The 25,873-nt window shown below is 64.9% G+C and carries 22 protein-coding genes and 1 pseudogene; 14 read left to right on the top strand and 9 right to left on the bottom strand.

Translation table 11 applies throughout. From position 1 onward, the window contains the following. The first annotated feature begins 241 nt into the window (after positions 1-241). Complete coding sequence (locus ACZ60G_RS09390) at positions 242-2,809, top strand: ATP-binding protein (RefSeq protein ID WP_465808761.1); 2,568 nt, start codon at positions 242-244, stop codon at positions 2,807-2,809. A 21-nt stretch (positions 2,810-2,830) separates the two neighbouring features. Here ACZ60G_RS09390 and ACZ60G_RS09385 read toward each other — a convergent pair whose 3' ends face one another. Further along, positions 2,831-3,415 carry a prephenate dehydrogenase/arogenate dehydrogenase family protein gene (locus ACZ60G_RS09385; RefSeq protein ID WP_465809165.1) on the bottom strand — a complete coding sequence of 195 codons (585 nt, stop codon included), beginning with the start codon at positions 3,413-3,415 and terminating at the stop codon, positions 2,831-2,833. Between the two features lie 548 nt (positions 3,416-3,963). Between ACZ60G_RS09385 and ACZ60G_RS09380 the strand changes: the two genes are divergently transcribed. Then, positions 3,964-6,171 carry a linalool dehydratase/isomerase domain-containing protein gene (locus ACZ60G_RS09380; RefSeq protein WP_465808760.1) on the top strand — a complete coding sequence of 736 codons (2,208 nt, stop codon included), beginning with the start codon at positions 3,964-3,966 and terminating at the stop codon, positions 6,169-6,171. Between the two features lie 13 nt (positions 6,172-6,184). On the opposite strand, the gene ACZ60G_RS09375 is transcribed toward ACZ60G_RS09380, so the two are convergent. Continuing rightward, the gene (locus ACZ60G_RS09375) at positions 6,185-7,396 is read right to left on the bottom strand and encodes a cytochrome P450 family protein (RefSeq protein ID WP_465808759.1); all 1,212 of its coding nucleotides are present in this window, start codon (positions 7,394-7,396) and stop codon (positions 6,185-6,187) included. Positions 7,397-7,804: 408 nt separating this feature from the next. Here ACZ60G_RS09375 and ACZ60G_RS09370 point away from each other — a divergent pair, with 408 nt between their 5' ends. The 3 genes from ACZ60G_RS09370 (at position 7,805) to ACZ60G_RS09360 (ending at position 9,746) form a co-directional block, all read left to right on the top strand. Then, positions 7,805-8,608: an LLM class flavin-dependent oxidoreductase gene (locus ACZ60G_RS09370; protein ID WP_465808758.1), complete on the top strand. Its 804-nt coding sequence runs from the start codon at positions 7,805-7,807 to the stop codon at positions 8,606-8,608. 126 nt (positions 8,609-8,734) lie between these two features. Further along, a complete protein-coding gene (locus tag ACZ60G_RS09365) occupies positions 8,735-9,325 on the top strand; it encodes a dihydrofolate reductase family protein (RefSeq protein WP_465808757.1) in 591 nt (196 codons plus the stop codon). Positions 9,326-9,356: 31 nt separating this feature from the next. Next, entirely contained in the window at positions 9,357-9,746 is a 390-nt protein-coding gene (locus tag ACZ60G_RS09360) for an SDR family NAD(P)-dependent oxidoreductase (protein ID WP_465808756.1), read from the top strand. Positions 9,747-10,361: 615 nt separating this feature from the next. Here the strand turns inward: ACZ60G_RS09360 and ACZ60G_RS09355 are convergent. From ACZ60G_RS09355 to ACZ60G_RS09335, 5 genes are all read right to left on the bottom strand, one after another. Beyond that, positions 10,362-10,838: a VOC family protein gene (locus ACZ60G_RS09355; RefSeq protein WP_465808755.1), complete on the bottom strand. Its 477-nt coding sequence runs from the start codon at positions 10,836-10,838 to the stop codon at positions 10,362-10,364. Between the two features lie 57 nt (positions 10,839-10,895). After that, complete coding sequence (locus tag ACZ60G_RS09350; RefSeq protein WP_465809163.1) at positions 10,896-11,735, bottom strand: alpha/beta fold hydrolase; 840 nt, start codon at positions 11,733-11,735, stop codon at positions 10,896-10,898. A 687-nt stretch (positions 11,736-12,422) separates the two neighbouring features. Further along, entirely contained in the window at positions 12,423-12,857 is a 435-nt protein-coding gene (locus ACZ60G_RS09345) for a hypothetical protein (protein WP_465808754.1), read from the bottom strand. A 17-nt stretch (positions 12,858-12,874) separates the two neighbouring features. Further along, positions 12,875-13,654 (bottom strand): hypothetical protein, encoded by a 780-nt coding sequence (locus tag ACZ60G_RS09340; protein ID WP_465808753.1) that lies wholly within the window; start codon positions 13,652-13,654, stop codon positions 12,875-12,877. A 309-nt stretch (positions 13,655-13,963) separates the two neighbouring features. Further along, complete coding sequence (locus tag ACZ60G_RS09335; protein ID WP_465808751.1) at positions 13,964-14,836, bottom strand: alpha/beta fold hydrolase; 873 nt, start codon at positions 14,834-14,836, stop codon at positions 13,964-13,966. A gap of 44 nt (positions 14,837-14,880) precedes the next feature. On the opposite strand from ACZ60G_RS09335, the gene ACZ60G_RS09330 reads away from it, so the two are divergent. Beyond that, positions 14,881-15,657: an AraC family transcriptional regulator gene (locus ACZ60G_RS09330; protein ID WP_465808750.1), complete on the top strand. Its 777-nt coding sequence runs from the start codon at positions 14,881-14,883 to the stop codon at positions 15,655-15,657. 1 nt (position 15,658) lies between these two features. Here ACZ60G_RS09330 and glnA read toward each other — a convergent pair whose 3' ends face one another. Next, entirely contained in the window at positions 15,659-17,092 is a 1,434-nt protein-coding gene (gene glnA, locus ACZ60G_RS09325; protein WP_465809162.1) for a type I glutamate--ammonia ligase, read from the bottom strand. A gap of 257 nt (positions 17,093-17,349) precedes the next feature. Here glnA and ACZ60G_RS09320 point away from each other — a divergent pair. The 8 genes and pseudogenes from ACZ60G_RS09320 to ACZ60G_RS09285 form a co-directional block, all read left to right on the top strand. Further along, a pseudogene (locus ACZ60G_RS09320) lies at positions 17,350-18,832 on the top strand (AMP-dependent synthetase/ligase); the annotation flags it as partial. A gap of 19 nt (positions 18,833-18,851) precedes the next feature. Beyond that, entirely contained in the window at positions 18,852-20,024 is a 1,173-nt protein-coding gene (locus ACZ60G_RS09315) for a PucR family transcriptional regulator (protein ID WP_465808749.1), read from the top strand. Positions 20,025-20,174: 150 nt separating this feature from the next. Continuing rightward, on the top strand, positions 20,175-20,996 hold the full coding sequence (locus tag ACZ60G_RS09310) for an AraC family transcriptional regulator (protein WP_465808747.1): 822 nt from the start codon (positions 20,175-20,177) through the stop codon (positions 20,994-20,996). Positions 20,997-21,049: 53 nt separating this feature from the next. Then, positions 21,050-21,931, top strand: coding sequence for a sterol desaturase family protein (locus ACZ60G_RS09305; RefSeq protein ID WP_465808745.1), 882 nt, complete (start codon positions 21,050-21,052; stop codon positions 21,929-21,931). A 16-nt stretch (positions 21,932-21,947) separates the two neighbouring features. Next, positions 21,948-22,247: a DUF6412 domain-containing protein gene (locus ACZ60G_RS09300; RefSeq protein WP_465808743.1), complete on the top strand. Its 300-nt coding sequence runs from the start codon at positions 21,948-21,950 to the stop codon at positions 22,245-22,247. Positions 22,248-22,334: 87 nt separating this feature from the next. Further along, positions 22,335-23,210, top strand: a complete 876-nt coding sequence (yidC, locus tag ACZ60G_RS09295; protein WP_465808742.1) for a membrane protein insertase YidC — start codon at positions 22,335-22,337, stop codon at positions 23,208-23,210. Between the two features lie 306 nt (positions 23,211-23,516). Beyond that, a complete protein-coding gene (locus tag ACZ60G_RS09290; protein WP_465808740.1) occupies positions 23,517-24,173 on the top strand; it encodes a slipin family protein in 657 nt (218 codons plus the stop codon). A 399-nt stretch (positions 24,174-24,572) separates the two neighbouring features. Then, positions 24,573-25,196: a hypothetical protein gene (locus tag ACZ60G_RS09285; RefSeq protein WP_465808738.1), complete on the top strand. Its 624-nt coding sequence runs from the start codon at positions 24,573-24,575 to the stop codon at positions 25,194-25,196. A 263-nt stretch (positions 25,197-25,459) separates the two neighbouring features. Here ACZ60G_RS09285 and ACZ60G_RS09280 read toward each other — a convergent pair whose 3' ends face one another. Then, positions 25,460-25,864, bottom strand: a complete 405-nt coding sequence (locus tag ACZ60G_RS09280; protein WP_465808736.1) for a hypothetical protein — start codon at positions 25,862-25,864, stop codon at positions 25,460-25,462. Between the last annotated feature and the right edge of the window lie 9 nt (positions 25,865-25,873).

Raw genomic sequence — 25,873 nt, 5'->3', positions numbered from 1 at the left:
CCGCCCACCTTCCTCGACTACTACCGATGCGCCCGGCCTACCTATCCGGAAATCCTGGTTATCGATCTTGTCCGGGCACGGGGGATTCGTACGATCGGATCGAAGGAGGCGATGGCACGGCTACTGGGGTGTGAACACCGCTATGCCCAGCTCCGCCATTTCCTTCTCGATGACCTTCGCCGCGAAATTCAGACCCATGGATCGCAATTCGATGTCGGATCGGCCGACTACCCTGCTCGATGTGTCAGCACAACGTCCCGCCAATGCCAGTTCCCTCCCAGCGGCGACCAGCGATTTCGTCGGACGAGAACGCGAACTGGAAAAAATTGCAACGCTATTTCTGTCTTCCACGCGGCTGATTACCCTCATCGGCTCGGGCGGTATCGGCAAGACGCGGCTGGCGACCGAGGCCGCCCATCGCTATCACAAGGCTCGCCGCGCACCGATCCACTGGGTCCGATTGGCCCGGCTCCCGGCGGGCTCCGACGCGACGGCGGTCGCGGACGAAATCGCGCATTCGATCATCGACGTCGACTTCTCCGACCGGTCGACCTGGGATGCTCTGCTCGACACATTCACCAGGACCGACGGCGCCAGCCGCAACCTGCAGACGATTCTGGTGATGGACAACTGCGAGCACATCCTGGACGGCGTCGGACAGGTGATCGCCACCTTACTGGACGCGGTGCCCGGGCTGACGGTGCTGGCCACCAGCCGGGAGGCGATCGGCTGGGTCGACGAACAACTGGTGCCGGTTCCGGCGCTGCCGCGTGAACAGGCGCTGGCCTTGTTCCGCGCACGAGCGGAACTGACCGGTCACCCCATCGCGGGTGAAGACGACACCGCGGTCGCGGGCTCGATCTGCTGGCACGTGCACAACCATCCCCTCTACATCAGGTTGGCCGCGGCCCGGCTGATGCGACAGCCATTGCCGATGATCCTGCGTGATCTCAGCGGCGAGGACGGCGACCGGCGGCTGCGGTGGTCGCACGGGCCACGGGTCGGAGCCGACCAAAGGCATTGGCGCATACACGATGTCATCGCCTGGTCGTACAACCTCTGCCAGGACGACGAAAAGTTGCTTTTCGAGCGGCTCTCGGTCTTCGCCGCCGGTTACGACGGCAATCCAGAAGATGATCACGGCATGTCGGGGCGTGACGTCGGTGCCGAACTCGAAGCGATCGAGGCGGTGTGCGCCGACGACGACGGCACCGGGATCTCTCGCGACGAGATCGAGGGATTCCTGGAGCGTCTGGTCGACCAATCCCTCGTCACGATGCACCTGATGCCGAATGCGGTCCGATATTCGCTGCTGGAGAGCCTGCGGGTCTTCGCCCAGCAGCGACTGCGCGAGCGATCAGCGGGTGCGGAGTGGGAACGCTTGTCGGCGAGGCACCGTCGCTATTACCGGGACAAGGCCGTCCACGCGGGAGCCGAATGGTTCGGTCCGGCCGAACAAGACCTGCTGGACTGGGCCCGCGCGGCGTGGGACAACCTGCTCACCGCGATGGACAGCAGCCTCACCACGCCCGGGGAGTCCGCGATCGGGCTGGAGATCGCGACCGGGTTGATCGCCCTGCGGCTTCCGTTCTTCATGGGTTCGCTGCGCGATTCCCGTCGCTGGGCGATGCGCACCTTGGAAGCGACCCGAAGTCTCGATCCACAACCGGTCGAATTGCAAACCGCCTCGATGGCGCTCACCGCATGGGTCACCATGTGCCAGGGCGTGCACGACGATGCCGCACGGATACTCGACGAATGCGTCGCCGCCAGCATCCCGGACGCGCAGCAGATCGGCGCGAATTGGCGAAACGATCCGACCGCCGATCTCGGACTACCGGCGCCTGTCGACTTCGCCCGGGGCGCCGAATTGCTCTTCGCCAGCGATCCACGGTCGGTGATGGTGCTCGCACGCGCACGCGAACGGTTCCACCGTTCCGGCGAATGCGGCGCATCCGCGATGAGCGAGTTGTTCCAGGCCCTCGCGGCCGGACTGCTCGGCACGTCATCACAGGCGTTGGAGATCGCGCAGGGTTATCTCGACATTGCCACGCGATCGGGCGCTGGATGGGCACAATCCTGGGCCGAATTGGCCTGGGCGATCGCGCTGACCAAACACGGTGATCCACACGAGGCATTGGCCATCGGGCGCACCGCGCTGACGAACCAACTGGCGATGCGCGACCAATGGGGAGCGATCTGGGCGGTGCATATCCGGACGTGGACGCTGGCACGGTTGGTCGCCGACGCGCGCGTCGAGCACAGCGCCCAGCCCGATTCGGTGCTCGACTTGGCATCGGAGATCGCGAATCTCGCGGGCGGTGCCCGCACAGTTCGACAGAAGCTGGGCGTGAATATCGCCAACCTCGGACCGTTCGCAACCGAAACCGACAACGCCATCGCGACCGCCCGAGATGTGCTCGGACACAAGGCTTTCGCCGCCGCCGAGCAAGAAGGTGCGATGCTCCGGCCCGAATTCGATGAGGTGGCCCGGCTGGCACTGGGGACCTTGTCGTTGAACAAGCTGGCGCTGGATCATCCGGTCCGGCGACACCGCCCCTCCAAGTGGAGCGAATTGTCCAACGCCGAACGCGAAGTGGCGATATTCGCCGCGGCGGGCTGGACCAATACCGCGATCGCGGCCAGTCGTGGCAGTTCGTTCAAGACCGTCGATGCCCAGGTCGCTGCTATCTTCAGCAAGCTGATGATCAACTCCCGCGCCGACATCATCGCCCTCGTGCCCACCGACACAAGAGACGAGGTCGCACAAGCCGCCGCCCGTCGACCCCAGCAACGAAGACAGCGGTAGCCGAATCGGCTCCGCCGCGAATCACGCCGAGCGCTCGGGGTTTACACCAATGCCGTGCCGAACTGAGCAGGCGACCGCCCGGTCATGTTCGGACGGTGACATCACGACCGGGTACGCACCGGTCAGGCCGACCAACTCGACGACTGCATCGATCGCCGCCGCACTGGTATCCGCGAGCGGGGTGAGAGCCCACGCGCGATCTCGGAACAGATCGGCCGACGCGGCCAGCGGACCGGAGCGCTCACTACCGGCCATCGGATGTCCGCCGACATAGTTCGTCAAGTCGCAGCCGATCATCTCCGCCTCGGCCGCAGGCGCCACTTCGACGCTGCCGACATCGGTATAGAAATGTGCGATCGATTTGGCCTGGCATTCGGCGAGCGCCGCCGCCATATCGCTCGACGGCATCGCGAGTACCGCTATATCGACCGCTGCCGCGGGCAGACCGACGACTCCCGCTCGCCGCGCCGCTGCCATGGCGGCAGCATTCGCGTCACTATCGCACAAATATGTCAGAATTCCCCGTTTACGCAAGGCGAGGGCGATAGAAGTTCCGATCATCCCAGTGCCGATGATGGCGACCTCACGCACCCGCCGGTCCGGCATATTCACCGCAATCCAGCACGGCGGAAACCCGACTTGCGGACATCACAAATCTTCATTGGCCGACCTCATTGGACTCGGATTCGAGCAGTGCGAATAACCCCGGTAGGGCTGGCTGAACTCTATGGGCAACAAACTACTCGGCACCTACCGATCAGTTCAATAGATAATCCGCATAGGTAGTCGATTCTCGTCGACTACCTACAAGGGACTACTACCTAAATAACTTCCATTTCGTCACTACGAAACAGAAACGCGGATATCCGCCTGATCACCGATGCCACCGGCCTACTTATTCACCCATTCTGGACTTCCGCGGATTGGGAGGTGCGACGAGCCATGGTGTGCTGTGTCCTGCTTACCGGGCTCGTGGTGTTCGGGCCGCGCGGTGTGCGGATCTATCACACCCTTCGGGCCCGTCGCCCGGTCCGACGGCCGAATCGTCACCCCCTCGAAGTTGCCATTTCCGGTCACCTCGTCGAGTCATCGGATACGACAGTCACTTTCGTGCCCACCCGGCCAGCGGCGGCGCACACAACACAGGAGTTGTCATGAGCACAGCCGCACCGGTTCGGGAGTCCGCATCGAATATTCGTCTACGCGGACCCGCGACCACCCGATGGTTGCGGCGCACGCTCGCACTGACCGCGCTCGTCTGGGGTGCCGCGGCGGCCATTCCCCAGACTCTCGGACTGTCCGATGCGTGGCGGGCCTTCGGAGCCGGACTCGTCGTCCCGGGCGCCGGTTTGCTGTATGTGATGCCGCCGCTGGACCATACCTTCGCCACCACTATTGTCGTCGGCCATGCCGTGGTGATCTGGGCCGAGATCGCCCTTGCGGGTTCGGCGGCACGGCGCGGCCGGGGCCTGCTGATCGCGGGGGCGGCCGCACCGCCATTGGCCATCGCGGTTGTCGCCGTTCCGACGATCGTGGTGGCGGCCGGTCATATCGCCGCGTTCATCGGCGTCCTGGCGGCAGCGGGCTGGGCGTTCGCCTTCCGCTCGGTGGCACGGTCGGATTATGTGACCCTGCCCGCGATCGTGCTCGGCGCCGCTGCGGCTGCCGCGGCACTGGCGCAGGTCCACGATGACATGCCGGGACCGATGACCTGGGTGTGGTGGGGTGCTCCCGTTGTCGCCGTTGGACTCTCGGCGTTCGTACTGATTCGCGAGCACATCCGCCACCGTGGCGCCCGTCGACTCGGGGTCGACCGGGAAAACTACCTGGCCGAGCGGAGGCGTCCGGCACGAACGAATCCGATGCCACTCGACCACCGGACGGGAACGCCTGAGGTGACCGAAGCCGACGCCGATCAACTGCGATTGCTTCGCTATCTGATGAGCATCGCCACGCAGCCACTCGACACCTGGGACGGTTTCGACGCCGAGGGTGCGGGCCCGTTGCAGCAGTACCGCTATCAGCTCAACGCCCTCGGCTGGGCGCTGGCGATCTACGGTTACGCGCATACTCCCGCATTGCGCGGACCGCTGCATCGTGCGCAACTCGATGTGCTGACACGAATGCAGGACAAGACGGTCTGGGGATATTGGTTTCACCAGAATCTGTTGGGCAACTGGGATTTTCGAGCGCGTCGCGCGGATCCGATCGACGTGCCGCAGAACATCATGTTCACCGGCTACCTCAACCTGCAGCTGGCCATGTTCCAGCAGGCGACCGGTGACCGTCGCTTCGACACGCCGGGCTCACTGAACTTTTCCTGGTCACCGACCGAACAATTCGCCTACGACCACCGGACCATCAACAACATCGTGATCCGAAACTTCGGCGGTGAGCTGTGCCTGTGGCCGTGCGAACCACTTCCGGTGGGCCGCAGCCGTAGGCATGGCCTGATCTTCCCGTACTGCAACGCGGTGAGCGCAGCGGGCGTCGCCACACTCGACGCGCTGATCGGAACCGGCCATGCCGCCGATATCGCCCACCGCTTCCAACGCGGTCTGGATGCCGAGTTCACCGCCGCGGACGGCGATATCGTCTCATTCATCGCCTCCGGATTCGGCTTCACCGCACGCGCATTCCGAGGAGCCGCGACCACTGCGGCGGTCGCGGCATTCGTCGCACCGCTACTGCCCGATTTCGCATGGCGCGCATGGGAAATACTGCTGCGCGAGTGGCTGACCACCGATCGTTTCCGTCGGCTCGGATCCGGTGGATCCGAATCTCCGATCGTCGCGGACTGGGGCTCGCAAGCACCGACCAATGCCGAATCATTTGCCGCGGCAATGCTGCTCGCACAGGAATGTGGCGAATCCGACTGGTATGCCGAACTGTGGAGCGCGGCCACCGAGCAGCTGAGATTCGTAGCAGATGACCACCAACCCGGCCTGGGGAGTTTCGACTCCGCCTCCCTGCACGCCAACGGCATGCTGGGTCTGGGAGGACTCGGCCGCCCGTACGCGCTGACCGATATGATGTCGCGCCCCCGACCACCGCAATGGAATGCCGGTCCCCGGATCTTCGACCTACCCCATCCGAATGTCCTTGTGGCAAAGGCAGTTTCGGACGGCTACGGGCTGGACGCGGTGCTGCATCCCGGTCGCGGATCGGGTCGCTTCGCACTGCTACTGGATCAGCTCACTCCTGGCGGCCGGTATCTGACCCACGGCGCGGTGGAATCGGAGGTGACCGCCGACGCGACCGGACGTGCCCGAATCACCGTCGAACTCAGTACCCGCGGCGCCATCGAGCTGCGTCCGGTGCTATCGAAGGAAACCGTGGTGATCACCGCACGCACGGACTGACGAGACCCGTTACCTACCTGGGAAAGACGACCGGGAGTGCCGACAAAGCTCGATGGAAGGGCCCGGGCCGCCAAGTCAGGTTCTCGGCGGGAATCGCCAGCCGCATTCCGGGCACGGCGTCGAGGAGTTGGTCGATAGCGTCCTGGGCGATCAGGTACGCGGCTGTGCGGGCGGGGCAGGCGTGCGGTCCGGCGCTCCACGCCAAATGCGAACGGTTGCCGGTGTGTTCACCAGCGCTGATCGCGGGATCGTTATTGCAACCGGCCATACTGATCACGACCGGCTGATCGGCGGGAAGCCAGACGTCATCGATCAGAACCGGCTGGCGCGGATAGGTGACGCAGAAGTTCGCCATCGGCGGATCCGTGAACAAGACTTCGTCGAGCGCGTCGCGGGTGGATAGGCTGCCGCTCAGTATGTCGCCGCCGAATCGGTCGTCGGTGAGCATCAGCAGCAGGGTGTTGACGATCAGATTCTGCTGCGGCTCGATCCCCGCGCCATAGAGAACCACGAGTTGGTGGATCAACTCCACATCGTCGAGCTTGCTGGGATGGTGGAGTAATCGAGTGGCGATGTCGTCACCCGGTTCGGCTCGCTTGAGCACGATCAACCGCGAAAGCGCCTCGGCAAGTAGCACATTGCCCTGTTCGGCGTCGATACCGTCGAACAGCGCCGCTATACCGGCCGCCACCTCGTGCCCTATCTCGGGCGGGCAGCCGATCATTGCGTTGACGACCGCGAAGGCGAGCGGAAAGGCGTACTCGTCGACCAGTTCGACCGTGCCCGCCTCGAGGAAACTGTCGATAAGGGGGGCGGCGAGGTGCTCAACCGTGGCATGCAGTGCGTGTAGATCGAGTTCGCCGATGCTCGCCGTATTGGCCTGTCGGTAGCGTGCATGCTCGATTCCGCTGCTGCGCAACGCATTCGGGCGCCATTCCAGGACCGGAAGCACCGGACACTCGGCCGGGACAGTTTTCTGCCAAGCCCGCGGATCGGCCGGAAAGTGCTCCGGGTCGTGCAGGATTCGTATCGCTGTGCGATAGCCGATCACCAGGGTCGCGGGCACTCCGGGGGCCAGATAGACCGGTACCAGTGCGCCATAGCGTCGGCGCATCTCCCGATAGAATTCGTGCGGATCCGCGGCGAATTCCGGACTGAACAACGAAACTCGTCGATCGCCGGGCTCGACCGGCGATTGGTGGTGTGGAATAGGACCGGTCACCATCCCTCTCCCTGGACGTCATAGACTACTGCATTCATTTCTGGCTGCTGAGCATGCGTGCGAGTTCGGCAGCGGGGCAAGTTTTTCGAGGAGCCAGCCCGCGCTGCTCGTCGCGGTGGTACTCGGACAGTTTCGGGCAAGCGCCGATGCTCGACCGCCAGCCGATCAGCACAAGCATCATCGTCTAGGTAGGTCGATGGCATCGGTAGCCCGTAGTTCGCTGCGATACCTGGACGCCATCGACAGCGCCCGCAGGAAAAGTGCACAGGGAACACCGATGCGTTGCAACTACCTATGACGAAATGATCTCCAGACCGTACCCAGCACAAACACGATTTCGGTTGCACCGATGAATTTCGGGTGGATCCGTCGTCGATTCGTCTGGATAGACCGAAAGACAGGAGTCCAGCCATGACAAGACCGTTTCGATTCGGGGTCGTTGCCCCGCTCATGACCGACCTGCCGACGTGGCGAGATCGCGTGCGCCGCATCGCCGACAGCGGGTACTCGACATTTCTGGTGCCCGACTTCCCGCTCACACAACCGGCGCCCGCCCCCATGCTGGCCGCCGTCGCGACCATGACCGACCTGCGCGTCGGCACCTGGGTGTACGCTGCTCCGTTGCGTCCGGCCTGGTTGACGGCGTGGGAGTCGCATTCGCTTTCGCTACTGACCGACGGCCGTTTCGAGATGGGCATCGGTACCGGCAGGCCCGGAATCGAAGATGAGCTGCGCGACAAGGGCATGCCCGTCGTGCCACCGAAGGAGCGCCTGGCCCAGGTGCGTGCGACCGTCGAGAAGCTGCGCGGCTTCGACGGCCCCGATCGTCATACGCCCGTCGCGATCGCCGTACAGGGTCCGAAGGCGCGGGCACTGGCGGCCGAAATCGCGGACACCGTCACCTTCGCGTTGGGAGCCCAGCCCCGGGCCGAGGTCACCCGGCTTGCCGAGGACGTTCGCGCCCGCGGGGATGTCGAACTCGCACTCGCCGTGCCGGTGATCGGCGACTACGTCGCACCGCACATGGCACCTCCCGACACCGACCCCGCCGCACTGCGCGCTGTGGATGCGGTGACCGTCCTCCCGGACGACCCAGCAGCAGCCGCCGAGGAAATCCAGCGGCGACGGGAGGAGATCGGCTTCTCCTACTTCGTCTTCGGCGCCGATTTCGCCGAAAGGTTCGCACCGGTCGTCGCCGAACTCGCCGGACGTTAGTTGGGCGCCGAGGACGACGCGAGGCGACACCCACCCGACGAGTGCACAGGAATATCGATGCGCCACAACTACCTATGACGAAATGATCTCCAGACTGTACTCCGCACATCGAATAGGAAGACAACCGTGAGCAGACGCAAGGTGACCGCGAACATCAGCCTCACCCTCGACGGTCACTACCACGGCCCCGGCGGGCCCGCCGACATGGGCGCGATCGTTCCCTACGCGACCACCGACGTCGCACGAAACCACATGAGCCGGATCTGGGAGAACGCGACCACGGCCTTGCTCGGCCGACTGAATGCCCAAGGGTTCCTTGGATTCTGGCCGACGGTCGCTCAGGACGAGAATGCCGATCCACGTGACCGTGGCTACGCGAAATGGCTGGTCGACACCGAGAAGGTGGTCTTGTCGACCACCCTGACCGACGCGCCGTGGGAACGCACCCGCATCATGAACGCCCCTGCCGCCGACGTCGTCACCGAACTGAAGACCACCGGCGACGGTGACATCCTCGTCAACAGCAGCGCAAGCATCATCAAACCGCTGCTCGCGGCGGACCTGCAGGACCGGCTCTATCTCATCATCTGCCCCGAGATCGCCGGAGGCGGGCAACGGCTCTTCGAGGACGGTCTCCCCGCCTCGAAATGGCAGCTCGCACACCAGGATACAGGGGATCTCGGCGAGATCGCCTTGGTATACGACCGAACACGCTGACCCCCTGGTTTTCGCGCCGACCTGCCGAATTTTGAAGTCAGCGTTCCTGTGCACCCAAGCCGTACTCCCCGGGATGCGGAAACGAGGCTGGGGACGGATCGTGAACGTCTCGTCCGTAGCGGCTCGGGGCGCGGGCGGCATCGGTGTGCATTACAACGCGTCCAAAGCGGGTCTGGAAGGGCTGACACGCGGCTACGCCGCGCGCCTCGCCGCCGACGGGATCACGGTCAATGCCATCGCACCTGGACTCATCGACACGGAAATGGCTGTGCCACTGAAGGAATCGGGTGTCGCCGACCGGCTGCCGGTCGGCCGCATCGGTACACCCGACGAGATCGGTCACGCAGTCCTCATGATGATCGGCAACGGTTTCCTCACCGGGCAGACGGTAGCGGTGAACGGCGGCGGAAGCTTCCTCTGAGAACTCGACCAGAGCACAGCGCCCGCATCACGACAGTCAGTGCCAGCGCCCGCATGGCGGCCGCGGCATCGATCAGATCGCCCGGGCGTCCACTGATCGGCAGCGGTGCACCTCGTATCGGCGAATGTTGAACTCGCCGTGGCGCAGATCCTTCGGAACCGATTCAGCGCGGGCTCCGCTGTCGCCCGGACCAGCAGGTCGATGACCGTGCCATAGGACTCGATCGTGTAAGTCGCGATGACGAACTCCGCGCGCTGACCAGCCGACTGCCGCAAGAGTGTCGTGCCGATGTCGTTCTGCACCCGTACGAGCAGAGCCGCGGTATCGAACGCCCGCTCCAGCAGGCCGGAATCCAGCGCGGTACGATATCCCCTGTCCGACAGGGAGATTTCGTTGAACACCGCGCCGAAGTATCCGAGCGTTGGGACGACCAGGATCGCATCTCGGCCGGAGGCGACCAGCTCCGCGTGCGTGAGATCGGGCGCGGTGAGCGTGCGCCTGACGGCCGAATATCGTTGCACCGTACTGGCGCGGACGAGGGGGCTCGCTGCCAGAATGCTGAAGGGCCTGATTCCGGAGATAGCCCGTTCCGGCGCTGGGCCGTTCATCGACCGGTCACTTGATCTGCTCGGCCAGCGCGACGAGGATGCCAGCGGGCCCGCGGAGGTAGCAGAGCCGGTAGCTGTTCTCGTATTGCACCAGCTCGCCGAGGAGTTCGGCTCCGTGTGGCCGCAAGCGGTCGAGGATGTCGTCGACGTCTTCCACAGCGAACATGATGCGATGCATGCCCAGAGTGTTCGCCGGAGCGTTTGGGTCACCGTCTCGGGTCGACGGCGTCTGGTACTTGGTCAGCTCGACCCGTCCGTGGCCGTCCGGGGTGCGCATCATCGCGATGTCCGATCGGACTCCCTCGAGCCCGACGAGGCGATCCACCTCGCTGCCCTCGACTGTCGCCTCGCCTTCCAGCTCCAGTCCGAGTGCGGCGAAGAACGCCGTAGCAGCCGCGAGGTCGTCGACGACGATGGCGATATTGTCCATCCGCTGGATTGTCCCGCGCCCGGGTCGGGAACCTCGCTGGTCGGTGTCATCCATAATGATCTCCTTTCGGGGCGGCCGCCGGGTTCGGCGGCGCGTGTGCGTGTTCAGGCGTTACAGGGCCAGCATGGCGGCAGCGACCTGGTCGGCCGCGGCGTGGCGCAGAGCGGTACCCATGTCGTCGAAGACGAGCAGTCGCGCCCCAGGGATTTCGGCGGCGAGGACCTCGCCGTTGCCGACCGGGAAGAACGGGTCGGCGCGACCGTGTACCACGAGCGTGGGCACGTCGAGCTCACCGAGCCGGCCCCGCCAGCGCGGGGCGCAGTCGATCCGGGAGAAAACCATCCCGAGCTGGTTCGCCTGGTGCACCGCGGGATCGCCGGACGGCGTCCGGTCCCAGATTCGAGCCGCGGTCGCACGCGCCTGCTCCGGATCGTTGCCCATCGGCTCGGCCGCCGAGGCGGCGAACGCCACGACAGCGTCCCGGTCGGTCCAGTCCGGCAGCTGGCGGGAGAACAGCGCGCCCATGACCGCGAGGTCGTGGTCCGGCAGGTCCTCGTCGACCGGGCCCGGCGCCACCGGCCGAGTGCCGCTGAGGGTCAGTGCCGAGAACACGTCCGGGTGATCCAGCGCGGCGACCTGAGCGACCATCCCGCCGACGCCGATTCCACCGAGATGGGCGGTCCCGGCACCGAGCACCTCGACCAGCGCGGCCGCGTCGGCGACGAGGTCCCGCAGGTCGTAGGCCGGATTCTCCGGGTCGAGGGTCGTCGACGCGCCGGAGTCGCGCAGGTCGTAGCGGACCACGCGCCGCCCGCCCGACGCGAGCCGCTCGCACAGCGCGTCGGGCCAGGACAACATCGTTGTGCCGCCGACCAGCAGGACCAGCGGATCGTCCGCGCGCCCGAAGCTCTCGATGCCGAGATCCACACCGTTGGCCCGCACCGAGGTCATGCCCAATCGAAACGGTCTCGTCATGCCTGGACTCCTGTCTGTCGGTACACCCAGAGGTATCGACGACAGATTCACCCGAAAGTCATCGGTGTAGCCGAGATCGTGTCCACACTCCCGCAATCGCCCCGAACTCGGCAGTTGCGGACGTTCCGCGGTCCTCGAATCAGCACGGCCAGTTGATCTTCCGTCGCCCCACACTGGCCGGTTCAGTCAGCGCGGTTGTACCCAGCCTGCGGGAATCGGACGAGCTGCTCGAAGATCGCCGTAATGCCCGCGTAAGGAGTGTCCCCGACTGGGCCGCCGTACGTGCAGGCGCGGCGATCCTGGCTCCGCATCTGGCGTGAACGCACGGAAATATCAGTCCGTCTTGACGGATCCGCGGCTGGCGGTAAACGCAAGATCGAACAGGGTAAGTAGACGACGCGCACGCCTCCTACCGATCCCAACTTTCAGGACGAACCACAGGTCGCGGGTCAGCCGCCGACAGGGATTGCGCTTCATCGCGGCCACGGAGAACACGCGGGAAGATCCGGGTTGGGCGTATCCCTGCTCGCCGAGCAGCGTCGTATATGGCCATTCGGCCGGGCGCTCCGGTGATCAATTTCTCACGGTGACGCCCCGAATCGGTCCTTCGACGGCCGAAACCCCTTCGTCTGGAAAGGGTTTCGGGTCGATGTGCGGCGGCTGTCAGTTGGGCAGGAAGCAGCGGTCGTTCGGCAGGGATTCGACTGTTCCGGCGGGAATGGTGACTTTGGCGCAGGCCAGCGTTGGGTACGAGCTGGGCGTATCGGACCCGGCAGGGAAGTCGGCGCAATAGGTGATGGCGAGATGGTCGCCTGTGGTCACAGCTCGGTTGAGCGTGAAGTCCGCTGGGGCGGGCTCGCGCGCGGACAGCGAATTCTGCTGTGGGTCACCGTCGATCATCAGAGTGCATTGCACGGTGCCGTCGGCGAGATCGGTACTGATCTGGCGCAAGGTCGCAGTGACCGTGTCGCCCGCGATGGTCAGGGTTGCGCTGCTGGGAGGAATGATGGTGGCCTCGGCCAGGGCCGGGACGGTGATGATGGCCGCTGCGGCCGATGATGCGACGACGAATCCTCGAATTGTTCTGCGTGCGACCATGTGACGTGTACATCCTTTCAATTCACGGGTACGGGTAAAAGTTGCGGTTCAACGTCAGGAGCTGTCAGGGCGTAGTACTGCATCGGAATGCCCATCAGCCGATGACGATTCACCGAAAGCACCGGTCGCCCGGTCGACGGATCGACCTGGTCGGGCCCGAATCTCGTTGTCGAGGCCGAAACGGATATCGAGGTCTGCATGCCCGATGAATGGTGAGCGGCCGGATCGTGCCTCATCGCGTAGGCCACCGACAACACGAGGATCATCAATGCCGCGGTGACGAGGACCGCGATATCCACTCGCCTTCTCCGACGCCAGTATTCGGGGTCCACCTCGATGGGCGCGGTCACCGGGGCGCTGGGCGGTGGCCCGCTCCGAGCCGCATGCGCCGCGTGCGACTCGGCCAAGAGGGTCGGCAGTATCGTGTCCAGTCCGTTCAACGGCACGCCGAGGACGTCCGACTGCAGGAAGTCGAGCAACTCCTCGCGTGACAGTCCGCCGTCGCGCAAGGCCTGTGCCGCGGCGCTGGAATCATCGGCGATCAGACCGATTGCCAGAATTCCCACCGGTAGCGGCCACATGTTGTACCGGTACGTCAAGCGCCAGGCGACGTCGAGAGCCACCGAGCACGTCCGCGTCAGCTGGATGTTCTCCCAGCGCCGTTCGCCGCGGGTATCGGGATCGATGACAACCTTGCCCGTGACGGCGTCGGCGTCTCCGGAATGGAGCCAGATGCGATGCCATGCACCGGGTGAGTCGGCACGCATCAACGTGACGAGCACGTCCCTCGTGTCCACCGGGCCACTGGCGGCCCACCCGCCAGTGGCCCGCAACGCGATCGGTACGCTGGAATGCAGTGGTACGCCTGGCAACACCGCAGTTGCCACAAGCGGCCTGTCGTTCATCGTTCCCCCGATTGTCTCCTCATGTATGGCGCACTAGAAGCCCATCACGCTGTGTTCCATGGAGAGAATCGCGTCATAGGTAGATGCGGCACATCAGTAGTTCGCCAGACAATCGAGAATGGGCATCCTGCCCTGACCATCGTGCGGCGCGCGTGGGGGAAACGCTGGACGAGGTGGCGATGGGTGTGGCAGTTCGCTCGACTATCCAGTTGCCGGGCGCAGCAGCCACGCGCGCAACGCCTCGGTGACCTCGGCGGGGCGTTCTTCCATGATGAAGTGGTTGCCGCCGTCGATGCCGACAAGCGTGGCGTAGGGGATTGCTTCGGCCAGTTCCTGGGCGGTGCGGAACGGGATGGCCGGGTCGCGGTCGCCCCAGATGACGGTCGTCGGGCAGCTGATGGCACCCAGTCCGGCAGCCAATTCCGGGCGGATCCGGACGCGATAGCCGGACCAGAAGTGGGCGTTCCAGCGGCGACCCGCCGCGGTGTCCAAGACGGCGAGGTATCGGCGCAGCTGTTCGCTGTCGAAGGATCCGTTGCGCACATACGGTGCGAGACCGACGCGATGCACCCATTGAATGGCCCGTGCGGTGACGAGCGGCCGCAGCAACGCGGTCCGTGCCAGTACCGTCAGCAGGCCGAACAGCACGTAGTACGGCGGCGTGAAAATGCCCTGGGCGCGTGAATTCAGAATCGCGAAGCGGCGCACCCGTTCCGGATGACGCTGCAGAAACCCCAATCCGAGGAACCCGCCGTAGTCGTGACAGGCCAGATCGACGCGCTCCAAGCCGAGCGCGTCCAGCATGCGCCCGATCCGCTCGACCTCGCTGTCGTAGTCACAACTCAAATTCGTATCCCGATCGGAAGCACCCCAACCGAGCCAGTCCGGTGCGATGACCCGCCGCGATAAAGCGAGCGGCCCGATCTGGTGCCGCCACGCGGCATGGCTCTCCGGCCAGCCGTGCAACAGCACCAGCGGATCACCCTGCCCGACATCGACATAACGCAGCCGCGCGCCGTCGACCGTCACCTCCCTCAGCTCGAAGGTCGATTCCGCCTGCCCATCCAGCTTCATCCTGATCTCCCATCTGTCCCGCGACTTTCTGTATCGTCGCGAACATGGCACGGTCGGCACTTCCAGAAACGTGCGCTCCCGAAACGACGGTCACCTCCGCCCGGCTCTGGCTGCGACTCGGACACGCGATCTACATCGGGCCCGGGATGGCCCTGGGCGCGCACTCCACCGCGATCGCCGGCCTCGGGGTCGGACTCGACGCCCCGTTCCGGGTCCGGGTCGCGGACGCTCCGGATATCACCGCCCGCAGCTTCCTGTTCCGGGCCCGCGTCACGCACCACATCCTGGACACCGACGTGCCCAAGCTCTTCTGCTTCTTCGACCCGACCTCGGAAAATATGGCCCGCTGCCTCGGCGGTATGCGCCGCACCGTCAGCGGATACAACACCGACCATCGCAACGAGGCCGAGCTGATCGAACTGTGCGCCGACCCGGCACCGGATATCGACCGTCTGCTCGAGCTGGCCAGTATCCCGGTCCCCACCATCCGCGATCCCCGCATCGCCGCCGTCGCCACGGCCATCCGCGCCGACCCGACGCAGCAGCAGCGCGCCGCCGAAAAGGCAAGTGCCGCAGGACTATCCACCTCCTACTTCCTGCGCACCTTCGCCGAACAGACCGGCACCAGTTTCCGCCGTTATGTGCAGTGGGCGCGGATGCTGCGCGTCGGCAGGGCCTATGCCGCGGGCCACGACCTCACCCGCGCCGCCGTCGACGCGGGTTTCGCCTCCCCTTCACATTTCAGCGATACCTTCCGCGCCATGTTCGGCCTGACCCCCACCACCTTTCTCACCATCAACGGCGAGCTGCACATCGACTGACCTATACGTCGAAGTAGAGATCGAATTCGTAGGGGTGCGGGCGGACATTGATTTCGGAGATCTCGGTATCCCGCTTGAGCCGGATCCAGGTTTCGAGCAGGTCGTCGGTGAAGACATTGCCCTCGGTCAGATAGTCGTTATCGGCTTCCAGTCGGTCGATCACGCTGTCGAGGCTGGGTGGGGTTTGGGTGACGTCGGCGGACTCCTCCGGCGTGAGCTCGTAGAGGTCCTTGTCGATCGGGGCGGGGGGTTCGATCTTGCGGCGGATGCCGTCCAGACCGGCCATCATCATGGCGGCGAAGGCCAGGTACGGATTGCCCGAGGAGTCGGGGCAGCGGAATTCCAGACGCTTGGCCTTCGGATTCGCGCCGGTCACCGGAATGCGCACGGCCGCAGAGCGATTGCGCTGACTGTAGACCAGATTTACCGGTGCCTCGAACCCGGGCACCAGGCGCTTGTACGAGTTCACGGTCGGATTGGTGAATGCCAGCAACGATGACGCGTGCAGTAACAGTCCGCCGATATAGTGCCGGGCCAGATCGGACAGGCCCGCATATCCGGCTTCGTCGTAGAACAGCGGTGTGCCGTTCGACCACAGGGATTGGTGCACGTGCATTCCGGAACCGTTATCGCCGAACAGCGGTTTGGGCATGAAGGTGACGGTCTTGCCCTCGGCCCATGCGGTGTTCTTGATGATGTACTTGTACAGCTGCAGGTCATCGGCGGCGGCCAGCAGCGTATTGAATTTGTAGTTGATCTCGGCCTGGCCCGCCGTACCGACCTCGTGGTGCCCCTTCTCCAATTCGAAGCCGGCGTTCTGCAGATTCGTGCACATCCGATCACGCATATCGACGTCGGCGTCGTACGGGGCCACCGGAAAGTAGCCGCCCTTCGGGCGCACCTTGTACCCGCGGTTGATCGTGCCGTCGGGATTATATTTGACACCGGTGTTCCAGTCGGCGGAGGACGAATCCACCTCGTAGAAGGCGCCGTTCATCTTCGTGTCGTAGCGCACGGCGTCGAAGATGTAGAACTCCGCCTCCGGTCCGAAGTAGGCGGTATCGGCGATGCCGGTGCTCTTCAGATACTCCTCCGCCTTGCGCGCGACATTGCGCGGATCGCGGCTGTAGGCCTCGTGCGTGTGCGGATCGTGCACGAAGCAGTTCAAATTCAAAGTCTTCGCGGCACGGAAGGGGTCCAATTGCGCGGTGCGCAGATCCGGGAGCAGCAACATATCCGATTCGTGGATCGACTGGAATCCGCGCACCGACGAGCCGTCGAAGGCGATCCCGTTGTCGACCAGATCCGCGCCGAATGCGACGGCCGGTATCGAAAAGTGTTGCTGCACACCGGGAACGTCACAGAATCGAATATCGACGTATTCGACTTCCGCGGCGCAGATGTATTCCAGAATTCCGTCGGTGGTGGCAGTCAAGGCTGCTCGTTCGTCCAACACGGCTCCTCGCTTTCGCGGCGCAGGTCTATCCGTGGGCGGCGAGGCGACCGTCTCTGACGACCGCACCCGTCCATGGGTGCACGGCCGGCCCTGCTCGCCGAGTCTCACGATACGACTTGGACATCAATGACGGACCCGAATCCGGGCGAGAAACCGACCGATCCGGCGTGTCCGCCGGGCAGCCGCACACGCTCGAGCCGAGACAGCACCTCATCGGTCGCGGGGGCGCGCTCACCAGGGTGCGCGCCATCGCGACCGGCCTGGCGGCCCTCGGTCTGCGCCCCAGCGACACGGTGGCGTTGATGATGACCAACCGACCAGAATTCCACCTCTGCGACACAGCGGTATTGCACGCGGGCGGCACGCCCTTCTCGGTCTACAACACCAACCCCGTCGATCTGCTCGCCTATCAGTTCGGCAATGCGGGCAACAAGATCGTCATCTGCGAGCGCCAGTTTGCCCCGCAGATCCTCGAGGCCATGAAAAAGGTGGCGGCCCAAGGCAGTCACGTCGAGCACGTGATCTGCGTCGACGAGGCGCCGGCCGGCACGATCGCGCTGTCGACAGTGGAAGCGGCCGAGGCGAACGGCTTCGATTTCGAAACCACCTGGCGCAGTGTGAAATCCGAGGACCTGCTGACCATCGTCTACACCTCCGGTACCACCGGACCGCCGAAAGGCGTCGAACTCACCCACACCAACTTCATCGAAAATGCCCGCGTCATCGAGACATTCGGCGGTGGCAGCGGCCACGATCAAGTGCTTTCGTATCTGCCGGACGCGCACGCCGCCAACCGCTGGTTCGCGCACTATCTCACCATGTTGGAAGGCGGTGAGATCACCACCGTCGCGGATCTGAAGAAGGTCGCCGAGGCGCTGGCGGAGGTGCATCCGACCGTCTTCCTCGGTGTTCCCCGGATATGGGTGAAGGTGAAGGGCGCGCTGGAGGAGCGCTTCGCCGCCGAACCCAATCCGATCAAGCGCGCCCTGGTCCGATGGGCGGTGCGCACCGGCCGCGCCCACGCGCGGGCCGCTTCCGACGGCCGTGCACTCGGCCGACTGGAGAAACTCCGATACACGCTGGCCGATCGTCTGGTGCTCACATCGATTCGCACCCGGCTCGGCCTGGATCAGGTGCGCGCCGCGGTCGCCGGTTCGGTGGCCATCCCGCCCGAGGTGCACGAATTCTTCCTCGGGCTCGGTCTGCCATTGTGCGAGGGGTACGGCATGACCGAATGCACTGCGGGCGCGACGCTCAACGGTCCGGAACGCGTCAAGATCGGTACCGTCGGCACACCACTGCCCGGAGCGGAGGTGAAGCTCGGCGACGACGGCGAATATGTCCCCGGCCAATATCGAGAACACCATCACCGAGAACTGCCCGCTCGCGGGCAGCGTCGTGGTGATCGGTGAGCAACGGCCCTACAACACCGCACTGATCTGCCTCGACCCCGACCTGGCCCCGGCTTTCGCCCAGCGCAACCGGCTCACCGCGACCACCGTCGCCGAATTGGCGAAGAAGCCGGAGGTCTTGGCCGCAATCGAGCAAGGTGTGGCCGCCGCCAATGGCAAACTCTCCCGGGTGGAGCAGATCAAGAAGTACATCGTGCTACCCGAGGTGTGGGAGCCCGGAAGCGATGTTCTGACGGCGACCGGCAAACTCGAGCGCACCCCGATCGCCGCCCGCTACACCGACACGATCGAGAGCTTGTACTCGTAGTGCGGGACGGAGAAGTTCAATGACGCCAACGCGGACCCGGGTCGTCGACGATCTGCACCGAAGAGCCGCGTCGCTGGTCGACGGGTTCTACGGGAGCCTGCCGCCGTACCCGCGGATACCGCAGTCACTGGTCGAGACCGATTTCGCGCGCGGCACGAAACTCAACGTCGACCTGTTCTTCGAATATCTGCGCCGCGGCACCGAACCCTCCGAGGAGGACACCGGGGAGCTCGTCGAGCTGGCCATGGACCGGCTCCGCGACGGCACGCCACTAACCGAGGTGCTGGACCGATATCGGCTCGGCTCGGCCTTCATCTGGGACCGGCTGCGCGAAGCGGCCACCCCCGCCGAGCAGGAACTGCTGCTCGACGCCTCGCTGGTGCTGCTGAAGTACATCACGCTGGTCATGACGCGCATCGCGGGCGCGGCCACCCAGCGCTCGCACGATCCGCGCTGGGAACTGTTGGAGCGTCGCCGAGGTATCGCCGACGCACTGCTTACCGGGCGCGATCCGGTGGAGTGGGCCAACGATCCGGTCATTCCGGTCGCGGACGACTTCCTCGTCGCGGTATTCCGCCTCTGCGGCACCCGCGGTGGACACGCTTCGGCACTGCGGCACCGGGTCGAGGCGATTCCGGGCGTCTTCCTGCGGCTGGATGCAGGCGGGTGGACCGCATTGATGCCGCTGCAACCCGGCGATGACGGTACGGCCGCGATCACCGGTCTCGCTGCGCGACTACCGGCACATGAGCCCGATCGAACGCCGCCCTACTGGGTCGGTGTCGGTGCCGCAACCAGCAGGGCGGAGATCCCGACGATCTTTGCCGAGGCGCGGGTGCTGGCCGAACTGGGTCGATGCCTGACACGTCGCGAAATACTCTGCCGCAGAACTGATTTGCAATTCGAATACACAGTGGCGGTCAGTGATGCGGCACGGCCAGGGCTGGCGTCGGTACTCGCGCCACTCGACACCCAGCCGATGCTGGCGGAAACCCTAGACGTGTTCGTCGACAGCGGTTTCAACCAGTTGGCGACGGCGCGGCAGCTCAGCGTGCACCGCAACACGGTCACCTACCGCCTGTCCCGCGTACACGAACTCACCGGCCTCGACCCGCATCGCCCCGCCGACGCCATGACCCTATCCGCGGCCCGACTGGCCCGCCGCCTCGAATCCGCTGCCTTCGCCCCCTGAGTTCGGGCACTCCGGCAAACACTGCCCGCCGCAGCGCCCTTGATCACCGAGTTCCTCGATCGCGTCGCCGTTACCCTGACAGCGGCCGTGCGGCCGGATAGTCTCCGTGAGGGATCCGATTCGGGATTCGCAGTCACCCGGGAGCATCCGATGATGAAGGCTCTGGTTACCGACGGGGCATCCACCTCGCCCCGATCCGTGCACTATGTCTCCGGGTCGCCCGGTGAATTGCGTTGGGAGGGTACTGCATTGCTGCGCGCGGGCGTGCTCGCCTTCGGCGGCAGCATCGGCCCCACCGCATTGCACGCCCATCACGCCGTCCAAGTGGTCGCCGCATGTACTCCGGTGGTCGTGGTTGATGCGAGCGGCATTCGGCATCGCGGCACCCATGTCATCGTGCCCGCCGACGCACCGCACCGCATCGCCACCGGGGCCGAGCGCGGCACCGCGATCTATCTCGATCCGGACTCCGTCGCGGGCGCGGCCGCCGACCGGAGAGCCCACACCTACGGGTGGGCCGACTGTGAACATTCCCTGCCCGTCGATCCGGAGCGGGAAACACTCGCCGAACTGGTCGCCGAGGTCGTCGATGATCTCGAACGCGACAATTCGCACAGCATCGAGGACGTGCGCCACGAGGCGGTGACCGAGGTACTGCGGCTGCTGCCTTCCATCGTCGGCGACGGTCCTATCCGCGGCGCGGATGTCGCGCGCCGGGTCGGCATTTCCGCGACCCGACTCACTCATCTGTTCACCGAACAGGTCGGAATTCCATTGCGCCCCTATATTCTCTGGCTCCGACTACATGTGGCGATCACCCGCGTCCGCTCCGGCGACGATCTCACCGCCGCCGCCCACGCCGCCGGTTTCGCCGACAGCTCCCACCTGACCCGCACCTGCCGCCGCACCTTCGGACTACCGCCCTCGGCCCTCAACCGAGGCGTCGATTGGGATCTCGGCGACGCCCCCTAGGTCCAGCCGAATCGTTCAAGTCATTCCGGGCATGGCCGACCAGGCTTGCCCCTATGACCACCATTACCCGCACGCCCGCACAGCGTCTCGCGCGCTACGGCTATGTGCCCTTCATGCTGATCGGACTCAACGGCGCCGGTATTGCGCTGAGTTCCGCCGGCGCGCCGAAGTTTTGGTTACTGCTCATGCTGGCCGTCGCGATCGTCGCCTCGTTTCTGGTGGAGCGGCTGATTCCGTACGAGGCCGACTGGAACCACGATCTCGATGACACCGTGCGCGATCGCATCCATGCCTTCGTCAACGAAATGCTCATCCTGCTCAGCGTCGCGGCGATTCCGCTGCTGGCGGCCATCGCACCCGCTCCGGACAGCTGGCCGAACTCGTGGCCGTTCCTGTGCCAAGTTCTGCTTGCCATCCTGGTCGCTGATCTCGGTATCACCACGGTGCATCTGGCCAGTCACAGAATCGGACTTCTGTGGCGCTTCCACGCAGTGCACCACAGTGTCAAACGCTTCTACGGCCTCAATGGTTTGATGAAACATCCGCTGCATCAGACCGTGGAGATGGCCGCTGGTGTCGCCCCGCTCATCCTGATCGGCTTGCCATCGAATGTCGCGGCCGCACTTGCTCTCTCGGTCGCCATCCAGCTGCTGGTGCAACACTCCAATGCCGACTACCGGATCGGACCCGCCAAATATCTGCTGGCGTTGAACGAGGGCCATCGCTTCCATCATTTGAAATTCGCCGGTATCGGCGACGTCAACTTCGGCCTGTTCACTCTGATCTGGGATCACCTGTTCCGCACCTACTCCTACGATCCGGCACGACGCTTCGGCATCGACGATCTCGGTATGGCGGCCAAACCCGACTACCCGACCGGCTATGTCGACCAGTTCGTCTATCCGTTCACACCGGACGGCGGCTGTGCAATGTAGTCGGTAAGCTCTTGGCATGTTCTCGCGGGTACACCTCATGGCGTTTGCGGTCTTCGCACTCGTCGTACCCGCACTCGCCCTGGCCGCGGCGCCGTCGAATGAACCGGCGGCACTGGCCGTCTTCGGTGTCATCGCCGCGTCGCTGACCTTGACGCTGCTCGCCCTGCAGAGCACTCGACGTGTCCCGATGGCGCTGGCCCACTCGGGTCCGCCGCCCTCGGCGCAGCGTCGCCGCCGGGGTTCCTTCCTGCGTCAGAGCAATCCGGACACCGCCGGACGTCCGCGGCCGCGAGCACCTGGTTCGGTCACCGCTTAGCGATCACTCGCCGCCTGGTCCCCAGGCGATTCGGCCGACCATTCCCATGACGTGCGCATACGCACGTTCCCACAGTCAGGTGCTCTCATGCTCGACTTCATCTACTACCCGGTGTCCGCCATTCTCTGGTTGTGGCACACCGCCTTCGCCGCCGTCCTGGGCCCCCTCAGCGGACTCGCGTGGGTACTCGCGGTGATATTTCTCGTCATCACCCTCCGCGCCGCGCTATTCCTGCCATTCCTGAAACAAGCGCGCACTCAGGCAGCTATGCAGCGGCTGCAACCACGCGTCAAAGCCATTCAGCAGAAATACAAAGACGATCCGGTCCGCAGGAATACCGAAATCCAGCAGTTGTACAAGGACAACGGCGTCAATCTCTTCGCGAGCCTGATTCCGATGATCGCCCAGGTCTTCGTGTTCGTCGGTCTATTCCATGTGCTGCGTTCGTTCGATCGCACCGGGACCTTCGATTACCTACCGTTCGGACGCACCGCGGCAATGACGCCCGAACAGAACGCCGCGACCGCGAATTATCTCTTCGGCCCGAGTGATGTGCAGTCCTTCCTGCATGCCGAACTGTTCGGGGCACCGCTGTCGGCAACACTCGCCGGCGCGGGCGAACTGCTGTCGACCGTGGCGCTCGTGGCCCTTCCACTCATGCTGATCGCCGCTGTCGCAACGCATTTCACCGCGCGTGCGTCAATGGATCGGCAGACCGGCGCGACACAGTTGCCCTTCATGCGCACGCTCAGCCTATGGGTCTTCCCGGCGGCCGCGATTCTCGGCGGCGCATTGCTGCCGGTGGCGATCCTGCTGTACTTCGTCACGAACAATGCCTGGACGCTCGCACAACAGCATTTCGTCTACCGCCGCCTCGATGCCGAAACAGCCGCCGTGGCAAAGCGAGTCGCCGTGGCCCGGGCGAATGCCGCCCCCAAACCCGGTGTGAAACCGAAGCGGTGATAAATCATTCGCGCACCCCTGTCGCGAACCCTATGGTTGTTCCAGGTCGAGTCAAGGGGCGCAGCGGAATCTCCGCACCCGCGTTCCCCGTGTCGGGCTCGGTCTCGCACCTGGCGAAGGGCTCCAAGCCTGGATGGGTTCGATTCCCACTGCGATGCCACCCGGTTCCGGTCGGATACGGCAAACGGCTCTGCGGGCTCCGCGGCTACGGCCGCGGTACGCCCCCGCCGCGAACCCGTGACCGGAACCGGGTGACATCCGAAACAACCAGGCAGCCAACGACACACGGCACGGAAGGAGTGAAACATGTACACGACGGTCATGGAGTGGCAGCGAACGCTGCTGTACCGCGACGGCACACTCGGGCGAGTACTCGAGCCAGGACGCCACCGCTACGACGCCAAGCGCTGCACGCTGATCGTCGTCGACATGCGGCCCCGGCTGCTGAATGTCAGCGGCCAGGAACTGCTCACCCGCGACGGACTCTCACTGCGGGTCAGTTACGCACTGAACTGGCAGGTCACCGATCCGGAGGCGTTCACCACCGGTGCGCAGTACCCGGAAAGCGTGCTGTACGCGGCGGTGCAGGATGCCGCCCGCCGGGCCGTGGCCAGCCATTCCCTCGACGAACTCGTCACCGACCGCACGCTGCTCGTCGGGGACATCGCCGAAATCACCATGGCTGTAACAGGACTCGGCATGCGCGTCGAGGCACTCAGCGCTCGTGACCTGATGCTGCCCGGCGAACTCCGCAAGGCCGCACTGGAAACCGTGCTAGCCAGGGAACGCGGCCGGGCCGAGCTCGAACGAGCGCGGGCGGAAGCGGCCGCACTACGGTCACTGGCCAATACCGCGCGACTGCTCGAGGAACACCCCGACACTGCTACGACTGCGCACCCTGCAGGTCGCGACCACGCCGGGCACACAGGTAGTGCTCGACCCGCGCGAGCGCGCGTGAGCTGAAGCCCTTGTCCACGTCGACAAGGGCTTTCAGCGTGGGGCGACCTCAGGCGCAGTCCGACCACATTTGAAAGGGACCGCGGAGGCGAACGGCCGTTTCGGCGAATCGAATTCCCTTGCTTCCGGCCTGGGCAATGGTGTTGCCCAGGCCGATCCCCAAGCGGCCTTCGGGTTGATCGCGAGTGCGATGCACGCATTTCTTCCCGCGCGAGGCTCCGGGCAGGAGGGCTCCGATCCAGACGCTCGGGCCCTGGGACGGCCATCAGCCCAAGATCAGGCACTTGCGACATGACGAACCAGCAAGCACCCGTTGGTTTTCCGACTCGGTCATTTACGCATACGGAGCGCCGGAATGGACAAGCGGGCAGCAGCCTGTTCGCGGCCACCCTACACTCGACGCACATGAATGCTCTCGACGGAGGTGATCGGCGGTTGAACCCCAGGGATCCGCGCGACCAGCACACCGCACATTACGAAGCGGGTTATCAGCCGGGGAACTACCGTGACCCCGCGTATAGCCAGGATCACGGATACAGCCCAGACCAGGGATACGGCACGTATCAGCAGTCCGATTATCCGGACCGGCAGTCTCGACCACCGCAGGGACCGGACGTCAACATCGGTATGTTCGTTGGTGGCGTGTTCGCGGCGGCGGTGGTGACCGCGCTCGCGGGCTGGCTGTGCGCCTGGATTATCGAGATCATCGCCACCCGGGTGACCGAGAGCGGCAGTTTCGGGGTGTGGAACCCGATGTCCCAGGACGCGTACTGGTTCGCGGCGGTGGCCTTCATCTGCACGCTGCTGGCCGGGGTGCTCTGGTATCTGCTGCGCCTGGGCACTCCGTCACCGGAATTGTTCTTCAACTGGATCGTGGGAATCCTCACCGCCGCGGCGGTGATCATTCCACTCGCACTGTCGAGCCACCTCTGGGTGGGTATCTCCACAGCGGTCGAACATTTGGTGATCGGGCTCCCGATCCTCAGCCTGGTGGGCATGGTGGGCGCCAAGAGCGTCGTAAACCAGTGAGGAACGGTCGACGCTCCGAGGCGAGATCCGATTCCAGGGACGGGACCTTGTCCGGTACCAGACCGACATCACTCGACGATCAGTAATTGCTGCAGCCGAAGAACCTGTGCGTAATGGTCAAGTCCGTCTCCGGACACCTCTGATAGCCGAAATCCCTTGCAGTGCAAGGGATTTCGGCTTTTCCACTATGCGCATCGTCAAAGGGACGCCGCAACTGATCGTCTTGCCCGGTCGGCTACCAGTTGTACTGCGCCCCACATCCGTCAGGCCGCGTCGAGGGCCGCAGTGATCTTGCGGGCCATCGCGGCCGCGGCAGGGCTGGACTCGCCCTTACGGGGCCCGGCGGCGGCTTCGACGGCGACCAGGACCGTGCTGCGGAAGTTGTCGGCCTCGTCCGGATGTTGTTTGCCGAGCAGGCTCACGGCTGCGGTCAGGCTCGGCAGCACCTGGTCGGCGAGTTCGGCGACGGACTTACCTTGCAGGTGGATGTCTTTGGACTTGGCGGCGAGCACGTGTCCGACCAGCCCGGTCGCCGAGGTCAGGGCGATCGAGGCCTGCGTGATGCCCTTGTGCGGCGCACCGGAGGCGGCCATCAGCGACACCGCGCCGTAGGCGGCGGTCCGCACGGTGCTCTTGTCCTGGTCGGTCAGGGAGATGGTGATCGACATGTCGTGTAC

The organism is Nocardia sp. NPDC102475 (genome assembly GCF_055584605.1).
This window is presented reverse-complemented; position numbering and strand designations above follow the sequence as displayed.